A 15054-nucleotide genomic window follows, 5' to 3' on the forward strand; every position below is an offset into this window, starting at 1 on the left:
TGTACACCCCGGCGGGTCCGGCACCGATGATGGCGATGCGCAACGGGCGGTCAGGCCTCGAGGACGAGGGGGTCGGGGTCATGCTCGTGCTCCTTCGGAGGTCGGGTTCAGGGTCAAGATCGGGGCAGGGATGCCGGCCGCAGGCGCGCCGGTGGCGTAGGGGCTCAGGCGCACGACGTCGCCCACGACGATCACGGCGGGGTTCTCCACACCGACGGCGGCCGCCTGCGCGGCGATGGTCTCCACCGTGCCCACGGTGACCCGCTGGTCCGGCATCCAGCCGCGCTCGATGATCGCCACGGGCGTCGCGCCGTCGAGGCCGCGCTCCGTCAGTCGGCGCGCGGTGTCCGCGAGCCGGCGCACGCCCATCAGCAGGACGAGCGTGTGGTCGGCCCGGGTGGGCACTTCGGACAGCTCTTCGTGGCCGGTCACCAGCGTGAAGCCGGTGGCGACGCCGCGATGGGTGACCGGGATCCCCGCGGCGGCGGGCACCGAGACGGCGCTCGTGACACCGGGCACCACCTCGACGTCGACGCCGTGGGCGCGACAGTGCGCTGCCTCCTCGCCGCCGCGGCCGAGCACGTACGGGTCGCCGCCCTTGAGCCGGACGACGAGGCGGCCGGCCCGGGCCTCCCGGACCAGGACGGCGTTGATCTCGTCCTGCGTGGCCAGGTGGTTCCCGGGGGCCTTGCCGACCTCGATCACGGGCACCGCCGGGTCCAGCTCGGCCAGGAGGGCGCGCGGGCCCAGCCGGTCGGCGACCACCACGTCGGCCTCCGCGAGCAGCTGTCGGCCGCGCACGGTGATGAGCCCGGAGTCGCCGGGGCCGCCGCCGACGAGGGCCACGCGGCCGGGCTCGGAGGACGTGCGCCGCCGGCGCAGCGGCAGCCGCCCCGTGGACAGGGCGAGGGTGATCGCGTCCTTCAGGGCGCGGGCGCGGCGAGGGTCTCCCCCGGCGTTGACGGCCACGGTCACGTCCCCGGCCCGGACGACGGCGGGCGTCCAGGCGGCGGAGGACTCGGCATCGGAGGCGTCGACGCACCAGACGCGGCGGGCCTCGGCGTCGGAGGCCACGGCCCCGTCCACGGCCCGGTCGCCGGTGGCGGTCTGGGCGAACCAGACCCCGTCGAGGTCGGACGGGCGGTAGGGGCGGCGATGCAGGGTGAGCAGGCCGGCCGCCGCGAGCCGCTCCACCTCCTCCCCCGGCTTCGGGGCCACCACGGTGACGAGCGCGCCGGCGTCGAGGAGGGAACCCACGCGGCGGCCGGCCACGCGCCCGCCGCCCACGATCAGGACGGGCCGGCCGAGCAGACGCAGGGAGGTGGGGTACAGATCGGACGCGGTCATCGCGTGCTCCCTTCCAGCAGCCCGCGGCGGCGCAGCATGCGCCGCTCGACGGGGCCGAATGCGGCCAGTTCGACGAGGACGCCGACGGCCAGGATGGTCAGGACGGCGCAGAGGACGACGGCGAGGTCGGACGCGGCACGTCCCTCGTGGAGCAGGGTCCCGAGTCCCACGCCCATGGGCCCGCCGACGGCGATGATCTCGGCGGCCATGAGGCCTCGCCACGCGAAGGCCCAGCCCTGGCGCAGGCCGGAGACGAAGGCGGGCAGGGCGGCCGGGAGGACCACCAGCAGGGCGGTCTCGAGACGCGAGGCGCCCAGCACCCGGGCCGCGCGACGCAGCTGCGGCGGCACCTGGTCCGTGCCGGTGGTGAGGCCGGCGACCACGGCGGGGACGGCGCCGGTGAGCATCACGAAGTACGCGGTGGCGTCGCTGAGGCCGAACCACAGCACCGCGAGCGGCACCCAGGCCACGTTGGGCAGCACCATCAGGGCCGTGAGCAGCGGGCCGAACGCCCGCCGCAGGACGCTGACCTGTCCGAGCACGAGGCCCAGCCCGACGCCGACGACCACGGCGAGTGCGAAGCCGACGACGGCGCGGCCCACCGACGTCGCCACTGCCTGCTGGACGAGACCCTGGGCCCACAGCGTCCCGAAGGCCCCGAGGACGTCGCCGGGACCGGTGATCGGCTCGCCGCGCGCACCGGCCAGCCACGCGAAGGCCTGCCAGATCGCCACGAGCAGGACGACGGCGGCCACCGGGAGCAGGACCCGGCTCCAGTCCCACCCGGCCAGACCCGTCCGACGGGTCGAGTCGACGGCCTGGAGCGCGTCGAGGCCGCTGTCGAGCTCGCGCAGCTCGTCGTCGGTGGCGGCCCCCGGCGCGCGGCCGGGGGCGTCGAGGGTGGGGGTGTCAGTGCGCATGGCGACGGATCTCCTGACCGAGTCGGGCGGTGATGGCGGCCGTGAGGGCGGCCGCGGCGGGCGCGTCGTGGCGGGCGGCTGCGGGCACGTCCCATTCGGCGACGACGCGACCCGGACGTGAGGACAGCAGCAGCACCCGCTGGCCGAGGCGGACGGCCTCGGCCACGTTGTGGGTGACGAACACGACCGTCCGGCCGGTCTGCCGCCACACGCGCTCGAGCTCCCCATGCAGCAGGTCGCGGGTGATCGCGTCCAAGGCCGCGAACGGCTCGTCCATGAGCAGCAGGGGGCGGTCCTGGGCGAGGGCCCGGGCCAGGGCGACGCGCTGGCGCATGCCGCCGGAGAGCTGGTGGGGTCGCAGGTCGGCGGCGTCGTCCAGGTGGACGAGGCGCAGCAGCTCCCCGGCACGCTCCCGACGCTCCCCCGCGGCCACACCGGCGAAGCGGAGGGCGAGCTCGATGTTGCCGCGGGCGGTGAGCCACGGGAAGAGGGCGGCGTCCTGGAACATGAACGCGGCCCCCTCCCGGGGGGTCTTGACGACGCCCGCGGTGGGCGCCTCGAGCCGGGCGATGATGTTCAGCAGGGTGGACTTGCCGCATCCGGACGCGCCGAGCAGGCAGACGAACTCGCCCGGCTCGATCCGCACGGAGACGTCCTCCAGCACGGGCGTGGGCCCGCCGAAGCTCTTGCCCACGTCCTCCATCACCACCGTCATGACCGCTCCCGTCGCCCCGTCGTCATCCGTCTCAGGCCTCGTCGCGGCCGCGCACCATGCCGGCGGCGAGCGTGGCCCCGTCGTGGGGGTCGATCACGAGGAACGCCCCGGTGCGCCGATGCACGGCGTAGGGCTCCACGGGCAGCGGCGCGGCCAGGTGCAGGCGCACCTGTCCGATGTCGTTGAGCCCGAGGGTCTCGGCCGGGTCGAGCCGCAGGGTGTCGAGGTCGAGCCGGCCGGCCACCTCCTGGACGAGCGCCCGGACGACGGCGGTGCCGTGCTTGACGAGGACCTGCTGCCCGACGCGCAGCGGTGCGGCGGAGAGCCAGCACAGCGCGGCGGCCACCTCCGTGGTGGGGCGCGGGGCGGTGTCCGCGGCGGCGATCGTGTCCCCGCGGGCCACGTCCACCTCGTCGGCCAGGCGCAGGACCACCGACTGCGGGGAGGAGGCCTCCTCGAGGGATTCCCCGGCGGCGTCCACGCCCACCACGGTGGTGGTGCGCGCCGGCTGCCCCGGGGTGAGGACGGCGACGGCGTCCCCGGGCCGGACGGTGCCCGCCACCACCTGCCCGGCGTAGCCGCGGTAGTCGCGGAAGACCTCGGGGTCGAGGCCGGGGGCCAGGGCGCCCTGGGGGCGCACCACGAGCTGCACCGGGAAGCGGAAGGAGGCGGCGGCGTCGTCCTCGGCGTCCACCCCGGGCAGCGACTCGAGCAGCTCCATGAGCGTGGGGCCGGTGTACCAGTCCGTCCGCTCGGAGCGGGTGACCACGTTGTCGCCCTGCAGGGCGGACACCGGGACGCTCACCGCGTCGGAGAGGCCGAGCTCCCGGGCCACGCGCCGCACGTCCTCGGCGATCGCGGTGAAGACCTCCTCGGCGTAGTCCACGAGATCGATCTTGTTGACCGCGACGATCACGTGCGGCACCCGCAGCAGGGCCACCACGCTGAGGTGGCGTCGGGTCTGCTCCACCACGCCCTTGCGGGCGTCCACGAGCAGCACGACGGCGTCGGCCGTCGAGGCGCCCGTGACGGTGTTCCGGGTGTACTGCACGTGCCCGGGGCAGTCGGCCAGCACGAAGGTGCGCCGGTCCGTGGCGAAGTACCGGTACGCGACGTCGATCGTGATCCCCTGCTCCCGCTCGGCGCGCAGGCCGTCGGTCAGCAGCGCCAGGTCCAGCCCGCCCTCGGCACCGCCGAAGCCGCGCTCGGCGGAAGTGCGGGCCACGGCCTCGAGCTGGTCGGCCAGGACGGCCTTGGAGTCGTGCAGGAGGCGGCCCACGAGGGTGGACTTGCCGTCGTCGACCGAGCCGGCCGTGGCCAGGCGGAACAGGGTCCCGGCGGGGGCGTGCCGGTCCAGCAGTGCGGTGCTCATCAGAAGTACCCGTCCTTCTTGCGATCTTCCATGGCCGCCTCGGAGATGCGGTCGTCGGCGCGGGTGGCCCCGCGTTCGGTCAGGGTGGAGGCGGCGACCTCGAGCACGACGTCCTCGACGGTGGCGGCCTCCGAGAGGACGGCGCCGGTGCAGGACATGTCGCCCACCGTGCGGTAGCGCACCGTCCGCGTGGTGACCTCCTCGCCCTCGGCCGGGCGGGAGTGCTCCCCCACGGCGCGCCACATGCCGTCGCGGCGGAAGACCTCCCGCTCGTGCGCGTAGTAGATGGAGGGCAGCTCGATGCCCTCGCGGGCGATGTACCGCCACACGTCCAGCTCGGTCCAGTTGCTGATGGGGAACGCGCGGACGTGCTGGCCGGGGGTGTGACGGCCGTTGTAGAGGTTCCACAGCTCGGGGCGCTGGTTGCGCGGGTCCCACTGGCCGAACGCGTCCCGCAGGCTGATGATCCGCTCCTTGGCCCGCGCCTTGTCCTCGTCACGGCGGCCTCCCCCGAAGACGGCGTCGAACCGGTTGGTCCGGATCGTGTCCAGCAGGGGGGTGGTCTGCAGGGTGTTGCGGGTGCCGTCGGCGCGCTCACGCAGCTCGCCGCGGTCGATGTACTCCTGCACGGAGCCCACCACGAGCCGCAGGCCGAGCCGCTCCACCGTGCGGTCGCGGAACTCGAGGACCTCGGGGAAGTTGTGGCCGGTGTCCACGTGGACCACCGGGAAGGGGATCCTGCCCGGCCAGAAGGCCTTCGCGGCCAGGTGGAGCATCACCACCGAGTCCTTGCCGCCCGAGAAGAGCATGGCGGGGCGCTCGAACTCGGCCACCACCTCGCGGACGATGTGGATCGCCTCGGCCTCCAGGGCGTCCTGGACGTCGGGCCCGGCGGGGCTCACGGTCCCCGGGTCGGGGGCATGGGTGAGGGTCATCGTGTCTCCTTGGTCTGTCTCGGGTGCGGCGCTCAGACGTGGATGCCGCACTCGGTCTTCGCGGTCCCGGCCCAGCGCCCGGCTCGGGGGTCCTCCCCGGGGGCGACGGGGCGGGTGCAGGGACGGCAGCCGATCGACGGGTAGCCGTTCTGCAGGAGCAGGTTCACGGGCACGTCGTGGTCCGTGGCGTAGCCGACCAGGTCGTCGAAGCTCCACGGGGCGACGGGGTTGACCTTGACCATGCCGTGGGCCTCGTCCCAGCCCACCAGCGGGGTGTTCGTGCGCGTCGGCGCCTCGTCCCGGCGGACGCCGGTGAACCACAGGTCGTATCCGGCCAGCGCCCGGTTGAGGGGCTCGACCTTGCGCATCGCGCAGCACAGCCCCGGGTCACGGGCGAACAGGTCCTTGCCGTGGCGCTCGTCCTGCTCGGCCACGGTCAGCTCCGGCAGCACGTCCACCACGGTGACGTCGAGGCGGCGGGCCACCTCGTCGCGCGTCGCGAGGGTCTCGGTGAAGTGATAGCCGGTCTCCAGGAAGAGGACGTCCACGCCGGGCATCCGCTGCGCCACCAGGTGCGGCAGGACGGCGTCGGCCATGGAGCAGGCGACGGCGGCCCGGCGGAGGTCCACATGGCGGGCGGCCCAGTCGACCACCGCCGCGGCGGGGGCGTCCCAGCCGAGCTCGGCGGCGCCGGACTCCGCGAGTGCCTGCAGGCGCTCGAGGTCCTCGGTCGGACGGGTGGGGGGAACGGTGCTCATCGGAGGGCCTCCTCGTCGACTCGGTGCGCCCACCGGGCGAAGGTCTCGCCCGGCTCGCGCTGCTCGTCGTACCGGCGGACGAGGCGCTCGACGTAGTCGACCAGCCCGTCCGCGCGGACCTTCAGGCCGCGGACGCTGCGTCCGAGGCCGGCCTCGGCGCGGTCCACGGAGGCCAGCCCGCCGCCCAGGTGGACCTGGAAGCCGGGCGTCTGGCCGCCGTCGTCGTCCGGGAGCAGCTGGCCCTTCAGGCCGATGTCCGCGGTCTGGATGCGGGCGCAGGAGTTGGGGCAGCCGTTCACATGCAGGCTCAGCCGCTCGGGGAGGCGGTCGGCGAGGTCGGCCAGGCGCTCCTCGAGCTGGGCGATCGCGGCGGTGGCGGTGTCCTTCGTGTCCACGATGGCGAGCTTGCAGAACTCCAGGCCCGTGCAGGCGATGGTGGAGCGGCGGAACACGGACGGCTCCGGATCCAGTCCCAGCTCCTTCAAGCCGGCCACGACGGCGTCCACCCGGTCCCGCTCCACGTCCAGCACCACGATCTTCTGGTGGGGGGTGGTCCGCAGCCGCGTGGAGCCGTGGGCCTCGAGCAGGTCCGCGAGGGCGGTGAGGGTGGTGCCGCTGGAGCGGCCGACGACGGGGGCGGCGCCGATGTAGAAGCGGCCGTCCTTCTGCTCGTGGACCCCCACGTGGTCGCGGGGGGGGGTGGGGGGGGACGGGGCGGGTCCGTCGGGCAGGGCGTAGCCGAGGTACTCCTCCTCCAGCACGGTGCGGAACCTCTCCGGCCCCCAGTCCTCGAGCAGGTACTTCATGCGGGCCTTGTTGCGCAGGCGCCGGTAGCCGTAGTCACGGAAGATGCTCACGACGGCGTGCCACACCTCGGGGGCGCGCTCGGCCGAGACGAACGCACCGATCCGGTCGGCCAGGCGGGCCTTCGTGGACAGGCCGCCGCCGACCCACAGGTCGTAGCCGGGGCCCAGCTCGGGGTGCACCACACCGATCAGGGAGACGTCGTTGATCTCATGGACCACGTCCTGGGAGGGATGTCCGGTGATGGCGGTCTTGAACTTGCGGGGCAGGTTGGAGACCTCGAGGTCGCCGATCCAGCGGTCCGCGATCTCCCGGATCACGGGCGTGGGGTCGATGATCTCGTCCGCGGCGATCCCGGCCACCGGTGAGCCGAGGATCACGCGCGGCACGTCGCCGCAGGCCTCGGTGGTGGACAGGCCCACGGACTCCAGGCGCCGCCAGATCTCGGGGACGTCCTCGACGCGGATCCAGTGCAGCTGGACGTTCTGCCGGTCGGTGATGTCCGCGGTGTCACGGCCGAAGTCGGTGGAGATCCCGCCGATCACGCGCAGCTGCTCGGTGGTGAGGTCACCGCCGTCGATGCGCACGCGCAGCATGAAGTAGCGGTCCTCGAGTTCGTGGGGCTCCAGGGTGGCGGTCTTGCCGCCGTCGATCCCCTGCCGGCGCTGGGTGTACAGGCCCCACCAGCGGAAGCGGCCGTGCAGGTCGTCCGAGGGGATCGAGTCGAAGCCCTCGTGGGCGTAGACCTGCTCGATGCGCTCGCGGACGTTCAGGCCGTCGTCCTGCTGCTTGAACTCCTCGTTGTGGTTCAGGGGGGCGGTCCCGTCCACCTTCCACTGGCCGTGCGGCTTGGCGGAGGGACGGCGCGGAGTGCGCGCCGGCCTCGACGTCTCGTTCACCTGGGTCATGGCCGCCACGCTAGGAACCCGGCATGCCAGCCCCCAAGATCGTCGACGCGGTTCGTCACGTTCCCGGGGCCGGGCCGCGGTCGGTGCCCGGCCCGGCCCCGGTCGTGTGACGAACGGCTCAGCGGCCTCCGGCGGCTCCCCTCGGGGCCTCGGCGAGGGCGGACCGCAGCCGGTCCAGGGCGATCCGCGCCACCAGCGGATGCGGCAGCAGGGGGTCGGTGACCGCGTCCGCGCCGCTCTCGCCGAGTCGGTCGTGGAAGTACCCGGGGGCCAAGAGGTGGGCGGCCACCACGGCGCGACGGCCGGCGGCGCGCACCCGGGAGACGGCGTCGGGCACACGGGGGGTGGCCGCCGCCCCGAACGCCGCGGTCACGGGCAGTCCCGTGGCCCGGGCCAGGGCCCCGGCCAGGGCGTGCACCTGGGCCTGGCCGTCCGCGGCGCGGGTGCCGGCCGCCGCCAGGATGATGTCCGATGTCGCGGCCTCACCGGCCGGCACCGCCCGGGCCACCCGCTCGGCCAGAACGGTCACCAGGCGCGGCTCGACGTCGTCCCCGGCCCCGGCCAGCGGTGCGGCGGCGATCGTGCCGGGTCGGGCGGCCGCGGCGTGGTGGATGTCGTGGTGGACGTGATGGCCCAGGGACAGCAGCAGCGGCACGATCACGGCCGGCTCCCCCGGGGGCAGGGCCGCCACGACCTCGTCGAGGGAGGGGCTCTGCACGTCCACGTAGGCCTCGTGGACCTGGGCGCCCGGCCCCTCGGCGGCCAGGAGGGCCGCCAGGTCGGCACGGAGGCCGTCGATCACGTCGCGGCCGGCCGCGTCGTGCGTGCCGTGGGCGCAGGCGATCACGTGCAGCACGGGCGCGCTCATGCCGAGCCCACCGCGTCGGCCCACACGTTCTGCGGCCCGCCGCTCACCGGCGGATCACCTTGTGCTGGGCGGCCTGGGCGACCGGCCGCATCACGATCTGATCCAGGTTCACGTGGTGGGGCAGCTCGACGGCGTGGACGCACACCTCGGCGACGTCCTCGGCGGTGAGCGGCTTCTCCACGCCCGCATACACGGCGTCCGCGGCGGACTGGTCGCCGCCCAGGCGGTTGCGGGAGAACTCCTCGGTGTGGACCATGCCCGGGAGCACCTCGATCACCCGCACGTTGTGCTCGGCCTCCTCCAGGCGCAGCGCGCCGGTGAGCCCGTGCTGGCCCATCTTCGCGGCGTTGTAGCCGGCGCCGCCCTCGTAGGCGGTGACGGCGGCGGTCGAGGTCAGGTTGAGCACGGTGCCCTCGCCGTGGGCGCGGAGCATGGGCAGGAACGCCTGGCACATCGTCAGGGTGCCGAGCACGTTGACGCGGTACATCCACTCCCAGTCGGCGCGGTCGCCCACGCCCACCGCGTCCGTGCCGAGCGCTCCGCCGGCGATGTTGACGAGGGTGTCGGCGCCGCCGTCGGCCTCGACGCGCGAGGCCAGCGCGGCGACGGCGGCCTCGTCCGTGACGTCCAGGGCGGCGGGGACGACGTCGCCGCTCACGCCCTCGGCCCGGGCGTCGGCAGCGAGGGTCTCGAGGCGCTCGGCCCGGCGGCCGACGGCGTACACGCGCCAGCCGCGGCGGGCGAGCTCGAGGGCCGTGGCGCGGCCGATGCCGCTCGTGGCCCCCGTCACGACGGCGGCGCGGGCGGGGTTCTTCGCAGGTTCATGGGTGTGGCTCACGCCTCCGACCGTAGCCGAGCCGTGCCGTTCGGAGCACCGCCCGGATCACCTCCGCCAGGTCGAGCGGCTGAAAGGGCGGGACGTCCCGGGCGTCGTCGCAGGCCCGGCCCGCCGCCCCGGTCATGGGAGGATGGCGGGCATGGCTGAGAACACGCAGGGCACAGACACGCCCATCGACGCATCGACCCCGTCCACCCCCGCCGCCGGCGCCGTGGCCGTGCCGGACAAGCCGGCCCTCGAGGGCCTCGAGGAGAAGCTGACCGCCCGCTGGGCCGACGAGCGCACGTACGCGTTCGACACGCAGACCACCCGCGAGCAGGTCTACTCGATCGACACTCCCCCGCCGACCGCCTCCGGCTCCCTGCATGTGGGCCACGTCTTCTCCTACACGCAGACCGACGTGCTCGCCCGGTACCAGCGCATGAACGGCAAGAACGTGTTCTACCCGATGGGCTGGGACGACAACGGCCTGCCCACCGAGCGCCGTGTGCAGAACTACTACGGCGTCCGCTGCGACCCCGCCAAGCCGTACGTGGAGGGCTACCGCCCGCCGGAGAAGCCGGCGAAGAACCAGCGCGACTGGGACGTGATCTCCCGCAGGAACTTCATCGAGCTCTGCGAGGAGCTCGCCGTCGAGGACGAGAAGGTCTTCGAAGACCTCTTCACCCGTCTCGGCCTGTCCGTCGACTGGGACATGACCTACCGGACCATCGACGACGTCTCCCGCGCCGTCTCCCAGCGCGCCTTCCTGGCCGGCATCGCCTCGGGCGACGCCTATCTGGCCGAGGCCCCCACCATGTGGGACGTGACCTTCCGCACCGCCGTGGCCCAGGCCGAGCTCGAGGACCGCGAGGTCCCCGGCGCCTACCACCGCTACGCCTTCACCGCTGCGGACGGCGAGCAGGTCTTCATCGAGACCACCCGCCCCGAGCTGCTGGCCTCCTGCTCCGGCCTGGTCGCCCACCCGGACGACGAGCGCTACCAGCACCTGTTCGGCACGACCGTCACCTCCCCGCTGTACGGCGTGGAGGTCGAGGTCTTCCCGCACCCGCTGGCCAAGCCGGACAAGGGCTCCGGCATCGCCATGGTCTGCACCTTCGGCGATCTCAACGACGTCACCTGGTGGCGCGAGCTGCAGCTGCCCACCCGCACCCTGATCGGCCGTGACGGCCGGTTCGCCGCCGACACCCCCGAGTGGATCACCACGGACGCCGGCCGACAGGCCTATGCGGACACCGTGGCCGGCAAGACCGTGTTCTCCGCCAAGCAGGGTGTGGTGGACGCCCTCACCGCGGCCGGCCTGCTGGACGGAGAGCCGAAGAAGATCATGCACGCCGTGAACTTCTACGAGAAGGGCGACAAGCCGCTCGAGGTCGTCACCTCCCGCCAGTGGTACATCCGCAACGGCGGCCGCGACGCCGACCGCCGCGCGGAGCTGATCGAGCGCGGCCGCGAGCTCTCCTGGCACCCGGAGCACATGCGCCACCGCTACGAGAACTGGGTCGAGGGCCTCAACGGTGACTGGCTCGTCTCCCGCCAGCGCTTCTTCGGGGTGCCGATCCCGGTCTGGTACCCGCTGGACGCGGAGGGTGAGCCCGACTATGAGAACCCGATCCTCCCGGCCGACGAGCAGCTCCCCGTGGACCCGGCCGCCGAGGCCGCCCCGGGCTACTCCGAGGACCAGCGCGACGTCCCCGGCGGCTTCACCGGCGACCCGGACGTCCTGGACACCTGGGCCACCTCCTCGCTGACCCCGCAGATCGTGGGCCGCTGGTCCCGTGACGAGGCGTTCTTCAACAACGTCTTCCCGTTCGATCTGCGCCCGCAGGGCCACGACATCATCCGCACCTGGCTGTTCTCCACCGTGGTGCGCGCCCACGCCCTCAACGGCTCCGTGCCGTGGACGGACACCGCGCTCTCCGGCTGGATCCTCGACCCGGACCGCAAGAAGATGTCCAAGTCCAAGGGCAACGTGGTGGTCCCGACCGACATCCTGGACCAGTTCGGCTCGGACGCCGTCCGCTACTGGGCCGCCTCGGCCCGCCTCGGCGCGGACACCGCCTACGAGGTGGCGCAGATGAAGATCGGCCGCCGCCTGGCCATCAAGCTGCTCAACGCCGCCAAGTTCGTGCTGAACCTGGGCGCCACGCAGGACGCCGTCATCCGCACGGCCGACGACGCCGCGGCCGTCACCAACCCGCTGGACGCCTCCCTGCTGACGCGCCTCGCGGCCACCGTGGAGCAGGCGACCCGCGCGTTCGAGGCCTACGACTACGCACGCGCCCTCAACGTGACCGAGCAGTTCTTCTGGGCCTTCACGGACGACTACGTGGAGCTCGTGAAGGACCGTGCCTACGGTGGCCACGGCGAGGCCGAGCAGGCCTCGGTGGTGACCACGCTGGCCACCACCCTGGACGCCCTGCTGCGTCTGCTGGCCCCGTTCCAGCCGTTCGCCACCGAGGAGGTGTGGAGCTGGTGGCGCGCCGGCTCCGTGCACACCGCCGCGTGGCCGGGCGCCGCGGACGAGGTGGCGTCCCTGTCCTTCGCCGCCTCCGCCGGCGACGCCGAGGTCCTGCCCACCGTGGCGCAGGTCCTGGGCGGCATCCGCAAGGCGAAGTCCGAGGCCAAGGTGAAGCAGCGCACCGAGGTGCGCTCCGCCGTGGTGACCGGACCGGCCGACTGGCTCGAGAAGCTGCGCGGCGGCCTGGCGGACCTCAAGGCGGCCGGCAACATCGCGGACCTGTCCCTCACGCAGGGCGAGGCCGGCGAGTCCGCGCCCCTGACCGTCTCCGACGTGCAGCTCGCACCGGTCGACGACGACTGACCCGCGCCGCGCGTTCCCGGACGGTGTCTCGGGAGCGCACGCGGCACGACGACGGCCCCGTCGCCCATCACGGGCGGCGGGGCCGTCGTCGCGCCCGTGCTGCAAACCCGAGTCTGCCGTCAGCGTGGGATGTTCGTGGCCCGGATCCGGTAGGGCACAGCACGCGTCGGACAGTCCGCCGCCGGATCGGAGTTCGTCGGGAGGCGGCCCTCCCGGGGGTGTCGTGGTGCACCTCCCGGTCGTGCTCCTGCCGCATGTCGCAGTGCGGTCACCGCGGCAGGGGTGGACACTGAGAGGATGAGACCGACACCCGATCCCGCCCCGGCCGGCCGCCGCGCCTGCGACTCCTCCGCCCGGCGAATGTCCGCCGCCCTCGCCGCCATGGGCGTGCTCCACTTCGTCCGACCTGAGCCCTTCGACGGGCTGATCCCGCCGTTCCTGCCCGGCTCGGCCCGCGCGTGGACCCACGGCTCCGGCGTGGCCGAGCTGGCCGTGGCGGGTCTGCTGGCCGTCCCGCGCACCCGGCGCGCGGGCGGACGCGCCGCGCAGGCGCTCTTCCTCGGCGTGTGGCCCGGCAATGCGTGGATGGCCTGGCGGTGGCGACGCCGGCCCTGGCCGGCGCAACTGGTCTCCCTCGGGCGGCTGCCCCTGCAGGTCCCCCTGATCCGCGCGGCCGGCAGAGTGGCGCGCAGCTGACCCCCGCCGCCCCGCACCCCGACGACGCCGGCCCCACACCTTCGCGCTGAAGGTGTGGGGCCGGTCTCGTGCGAGCCGGGGGCTCAGTCGAACTGCGGATCCGTGGTGCGGGCCCGCTTGATCTCGTAGAAGTACGGGAAGTCGGCCAGGGCGACGGCGCCGTCGAAGATGCGGCCCGCCTCCTCGCCGCGCGGGATGCGGGTCATCACGGGACCGAAGAAGGCCGTGCCGTTGAACGCCACGACGGGCGTGCCGACGTCGTTGCCCACGAGGTCCTCCGCCTCCTTCTGGCTGGCGCGCAGCTGCTCGTCGGCCACGTCGGTGCGGGCGGCGTCCAGGATGTCCGCGTCGTGGCCCAGCTCCTCGAGGGCCTCGGCCACCACGGCCTCGTAGTCCGTGCGGCCCTGCTCGTGGATGCGGGTGCCGACCGCGGTGTACCACGGGCCGAGCGCCTCGGCACCGTGCCGCTCGCGCACCTGCACGGCGGCGCGGGCCGGCAGCCAGGCCTTCTCGAGGCGGGCCAGGTAGTCGGGGTCCAGGTCGCGGCCCTCGTTCAGGACGGCGAGCGACATGATCTTGAAGACCACCCGCACGTCGCGCACCTTCTGGACCTCCAGGATCCACCGGGAGGTGATCCAGGCGAACGGGCACGTGGCGTCGAAGTAGAAGTCGACGGTGGGCTGCTGCGTGGTGTCGGTCATGCTGTGCTCCTTGCGGTCAGGGAGCCGTCTCGGCTCCGGTCGGTCCTGCTGGGCGACGGCGGTCAGGCGCTCCGGCCGCGTCGACGTCGTTCCACCTCGGCCGGGATGAGCGTGGGCTCGGCCTCGCCGCGCACCACGTCCCCGGAGATGACGACCGTGCCCACATCCGAACGGGAGGGCAGCTCGAACATCACGGGCTTGAGGACGTTCTCCATGATGGAGCGCAGGCCGCGGGCGCCGGTGCCGCGGGCCTCGGCCTGGGCGACGACGGCGTCCAGGGCGTCCTGCTCGAACTCGAGCTCCACGCCGTCCATGAGGAACATCTTCTGGTACTGCTTGAGCAGGGCGTTCCTCGGTTCGGTCAGCACCCGCACGAGCTGTTCGTGCGTGAGGTCCTCGACAGTGGTGATCACGGGCAGGCGGCCGATGAACTCGGGGATGAGGCCGAACTTCAGCAGGTCCTCCGGCCGCACGTCCGCGTAGGTGACGTCCCCCGCGCCCAGGTGGTTCAGGGGCGCGCCGAACCCGATGCCCTTGCGTCCGGCACGGGAACCGATGATCTCGTCCAGGCCCGCGAACGCGCCCGCCACGATGAACAGCACGTTGGACGTGTCGATCTGCAGGAACTCCTGGTGGGGGTGCTTGCGCCCGCCCTGCGGCGGCACCGACGCCACCGTGCCCTCGAGGATCTTCAGCAGGGCCTGCTGCACCCCCTCGCCGGAGACGTCCCGGGTGATGGAGGGGTTCTCGGACTTCCGCGAGATCTTGTCGATCTCGTCGATGTAGATGATGCCCTGCTCGGCCTTCTTCACGTCGTAGTCCGCGGCCTGGATGAGCTTGAGGAGGATGTTCTCCACGTCCTCGCCCACATAGCCGGCCTCGGTGAGGCTGGTGGCGTCCGCGACCGCGAACGGGACGTTGAGCCGCCGGGCGAGGGTCTGCGCGAGATACGTCTTGCCGGAGCCGGTGGGGCCGACCATGAGGATGTTCGACTTGCCGACCTCGACGTCCGCGAGGTCGTCCCGCTCGGTGAGGCGGTCGGCCAGGTCACCGCCCCGCGCCTGCGGCCCACGCACGCGCTTGTAGTGGTTGTACACGGCGACGGCGAGGGAACGCTTGGCCGCCTCCTGACCGATCACGAAGCTCTCGAGGTGGTCGAAGATCTCCTGCGGGGTGGGCAGGACGGTCTCGTCCGCCTCCGCCGCCTCGCCGAGCTCCTCCTCGATGATCTCGTTGCACAGCTCGATGCACTCGTCGCAGATGTAGACACCCGGGCCGGCGATGAGCTTGCGCACCTGCTTCTGGCTCTTCCCGCAGAACGAGCATTTCAGCAGGTCAGCGCTCTCTCCGATACGCGCCATGGTGGTA

At 73.3% G+C, this 15054-nt stretch carries 13 protein-coding genes; 2 read left to right on the forward strand and 11 right to left on the reverse strand.

All coding sequences use genetic code 11. The features are described from left to right. Positions 1-78 precede the first annotated feature (78 nt). The 9 genes from cobA to NR072_RS06480 all read right to left on the reverse strand — a co-directional run bounded on the left by cobA (position 79) and on the right by NR072_RS06480 (position 9465). Positions 79-1347: a uroporphyrinogen-III C-methyltransferase gene (gene cobA, locus NR072_RS06440; RefSeq protein ID WP_256836562.1), complete on the reverse strand. Its 1269-nt coding sequence runs from the start codon at positions 1345-1347 to the stop codon at positions 79-81. Next, positions 1344-2267 (reverse strand): ABC transporter permease, encoded by a 924-nt coding sequence (locus NR072_RS06445; RefSeq protein ID WP_036316901.1) that lies wholly within the window; start codon positions 2265-2267, stop codon positions 1344-1346. Before NR072_RS06445 ends, cobA begins: the two co-directional genes overlap by 4 nt. After that, positions 2257-2982 (reverse strand): ABC transporter ATP-binding protein, encoded by a 726-nt coding sequence (locus tag NR072_RS06450; RefSeq protein WP_010078844.1) that lies wholly within the window; start codon positions 2980-2982, stop codon positions 2257-2259. The genes NR072_RS06445 and NR072_RS06450 overlap by 11 nt, the downstream gene beginning before the upstream one ends. 31 nt (positions 2983-3013) lie before the next feature. Beyond that, positions 3014-4354: a sulfate adenylyltransferase subunit 1 gene (locus NR072_RS06455; protein ID WP_256836563.1), complete on the reverse strand. Its 1341-nt coding sequence runs from the start codon at positions 4352-4354 to the stop codon at positions 3014-3016. Further along, positions 4354-5289, reverse strand: a complete 936-nt coding sequence (cysD, locus tag NR072_RS06460; RefSeq protein ID WP_256836565.1) for a sulfate adenylyltransferase subunit CysD — start codon at positions 5287-5289, stop codon at positions 4354-4356. Before cysD ends, NR072_RS06455 begins: the two co-directional genes overlap by 1 nt. Before the next feature lie 32 nt (positions 5290-5321). Continuing rightward, on the reverse strand, positions 5322-6047 hold the full coding sequence (locus NR072_RS06465) for a phosphoadenylyl-sulfate reductase (protein ID WP_041104785.1): 726 nt from the start codon (positions 6045-6047) through the stop codon (positions 5322-5324). Further along, positions 6044-7759 carry a nitrite/sulfite reductase gene (locus tag NR072_RS06470; protein ID WP_256836566.1) on the reverse strand — a complete coding sequence of 572 codons (1716 nt, stop codon included), beginning with the start codon at positions 7757-7759 and terminating at the stop codon, positions 6044-6046. Before NR072_RS06470 ends, NR072_RS06465 begins: the two co-directional genes overlap by 4 nt. Positions 7760-7877: 118 nt before the next feature. Beyond that, positions 7878-8627: a sirohydrochlorin chelatase gene (locus NR072_RS06475; RefSeq protein WP_060973643.1), complete on the reverse strand. Its 750-nt coding sequence runs from the start codon at positions 8625-8627 to the stop codon at positions 7878-7880. A gap of 43 nt (positions 8628-8670) precedes the next feature. After that, on the reverse strand, positions 8671-9465 hold the full coding sequence (locus tag NR072_RS06480) for an SDR family oxidoreductase (RefSeq protein WP_044659094.1): 795 nt from the start codon (positions 9463-9465) through the stop codon (positions 8671-8673). A 139-nt stretch (positions 9466-9604) separates the two neighbouring features. Between NR072_RS06480 and valS the strand changes: the two genes are divergently transcribed. Both valS and NR072_RS06490 read left to right on the forward strand, forming a co-directional pair. After that, a complete protein-coding gene (gene valS / locus NR072_RS06485) occupies positions 9605-12289 on the forward strand; it encodes a valine--tRNA ligase (RefSeq protein WP_256836568.1) in 2685 nt (894 codons plus the stop codon). A gap of 360 nt (positions 12290-12649) precedes the next feature. Further along, positions 12650-12985, forward strand: coding sequence for a membrane protein (locus NR072_RS06490; RefSeq protein WP_036316984.1), 336 nt, complete (start codon positions 12650-12652; stop codon positions 12983-12985). 83 nt (positions 12986-13068) lie between these two features. Here NR072_RS06490 and NR072_RS06495 read toward each other — a convergent pair whose 3' ends face one another. Both NR072_RS06495 and clpX read right to left on the reverse strand, forming a co-directional pair. Next, entirely contained in the window at positions 13069-13686 is a 618-nt protein-coding gene (locus NR072_RS06495) for a DsbA family protein (protein ID WP_036316880.1), read from the reverse strand. 62 nt (positions 13687-13748) lie between these two features. Continuing rightward, entirely contained in the window at positions 13749-15047 is a 1299-nt protein-coding gene (clpX, locus tag NR072_RS06500) for an ATP-dependent Clp protease ATP-binding subunit ClpX (protein WP_036316877.1), read from the reverse strand. Between the last annotated feature and the right edge of the window lie 7 nt (positions 15048-15054).

Source organism: Micrococcus sp. Mcc89, assembly GCF_024519795.1.
In the GTDB taxonomy this organism is placed as follows: domain Bacteria; phylum Actinomycetota; class Actinomycetes; order Actinomycetales; family Micrococcaceae; genus Micrococcus; species Micrococcus luteus.

What these genes read in the sequence shown, in the direction of transcription:
- cobA (WP_256836562.1), bottom strand. Translation starts at nt 1,347, where the DNA reads ATGACCGCGTCCGATCTGTACCCCACCTCCCTGCGTCTGCTCGGCCGG.
- NR072_RS06445 (WP_036316901.1), bottom strand. Translation starts at nt 2,267, where the DNA reads ATGCGCACTGACACCCCCACCCTCGACGCCCCCGGCCGCGCGCCGGGG.
- NR072_RS06450 (WP_010078844.1), bottom strand. Translation starts at nt 2,982, where the DNA reads ATGACGGTGGTGATGGAGGACGTGGGCAAGAGCTTCGGCGGGCCCACG.
- NR072_RS06455 (WP_256836563.1), bottom strand. Translation starts at nt 4,354, where the DNA reads ATGAGCACCGCACTGCTGGACCGGCACGCCCCCGCCGGGACCCTGTTC.
- cysD (WP_256836565.1), bottom strand. Translation starts at nt 5,289, where the DNA reads ATGACCCTCACCCATGCCCCCGACCCGGGGACCGTGAGCCCCGCCGGG.
- NR072_RS06465 (WP_041104785.1), bottom strand. Translation starts at nt 6,047, where the DNA reads ATGAGCACCGTTCCCCCCACCCGTCCGACCGAGGACCTCGAGCGCCTG.
- NR072_RS06470 (WP_256836566.1), bottom strand. Translation starts at nt 7,759, where the DNA reads ATGACCCAGGTGAACGAGACGTCGAGGCCGGCGCGCACTCCGCGCCGT.
- NR072_RS06475 (WP_060973643.1), bottom strand. Translation starts at nt 8,627, where the DNA reads ATGAGCGCGCCCGTGCTGCACGTGATCGCCTGCGCCCACGGCACGCAC.
- valS (WP_256836568.1), top strand. Translation starts at nt 9,605, where the DNA reads ATGGCTGAGAACACGCAGGGCACAGACACGCCCATCGACGCATCGACC.
- NR072_RS06490 (WP_036316984.1), top strand. Translation starts at nt 12,650, where the DNA reads ATGTCCGCCGCCCTCGCCGCCATGGGCGTGCTCCACTTCGTCCGACCT.
- NR072_RS06495 (WP_036316880.1), bottom strand. Translation starts at nt 13,686, where the DNA reads ATGACCGACACCACGCAGCAGCCCACCGTCGACTTCTACTTCGACGCC.
- clpX (WP_036316877.1), bottom strand. Translation starts at nt 15,047, where the DNA reads ATGGCGCGTATCGGAGAGAGCGCTGACCTGCTGAAATGCTCGTTCTGC.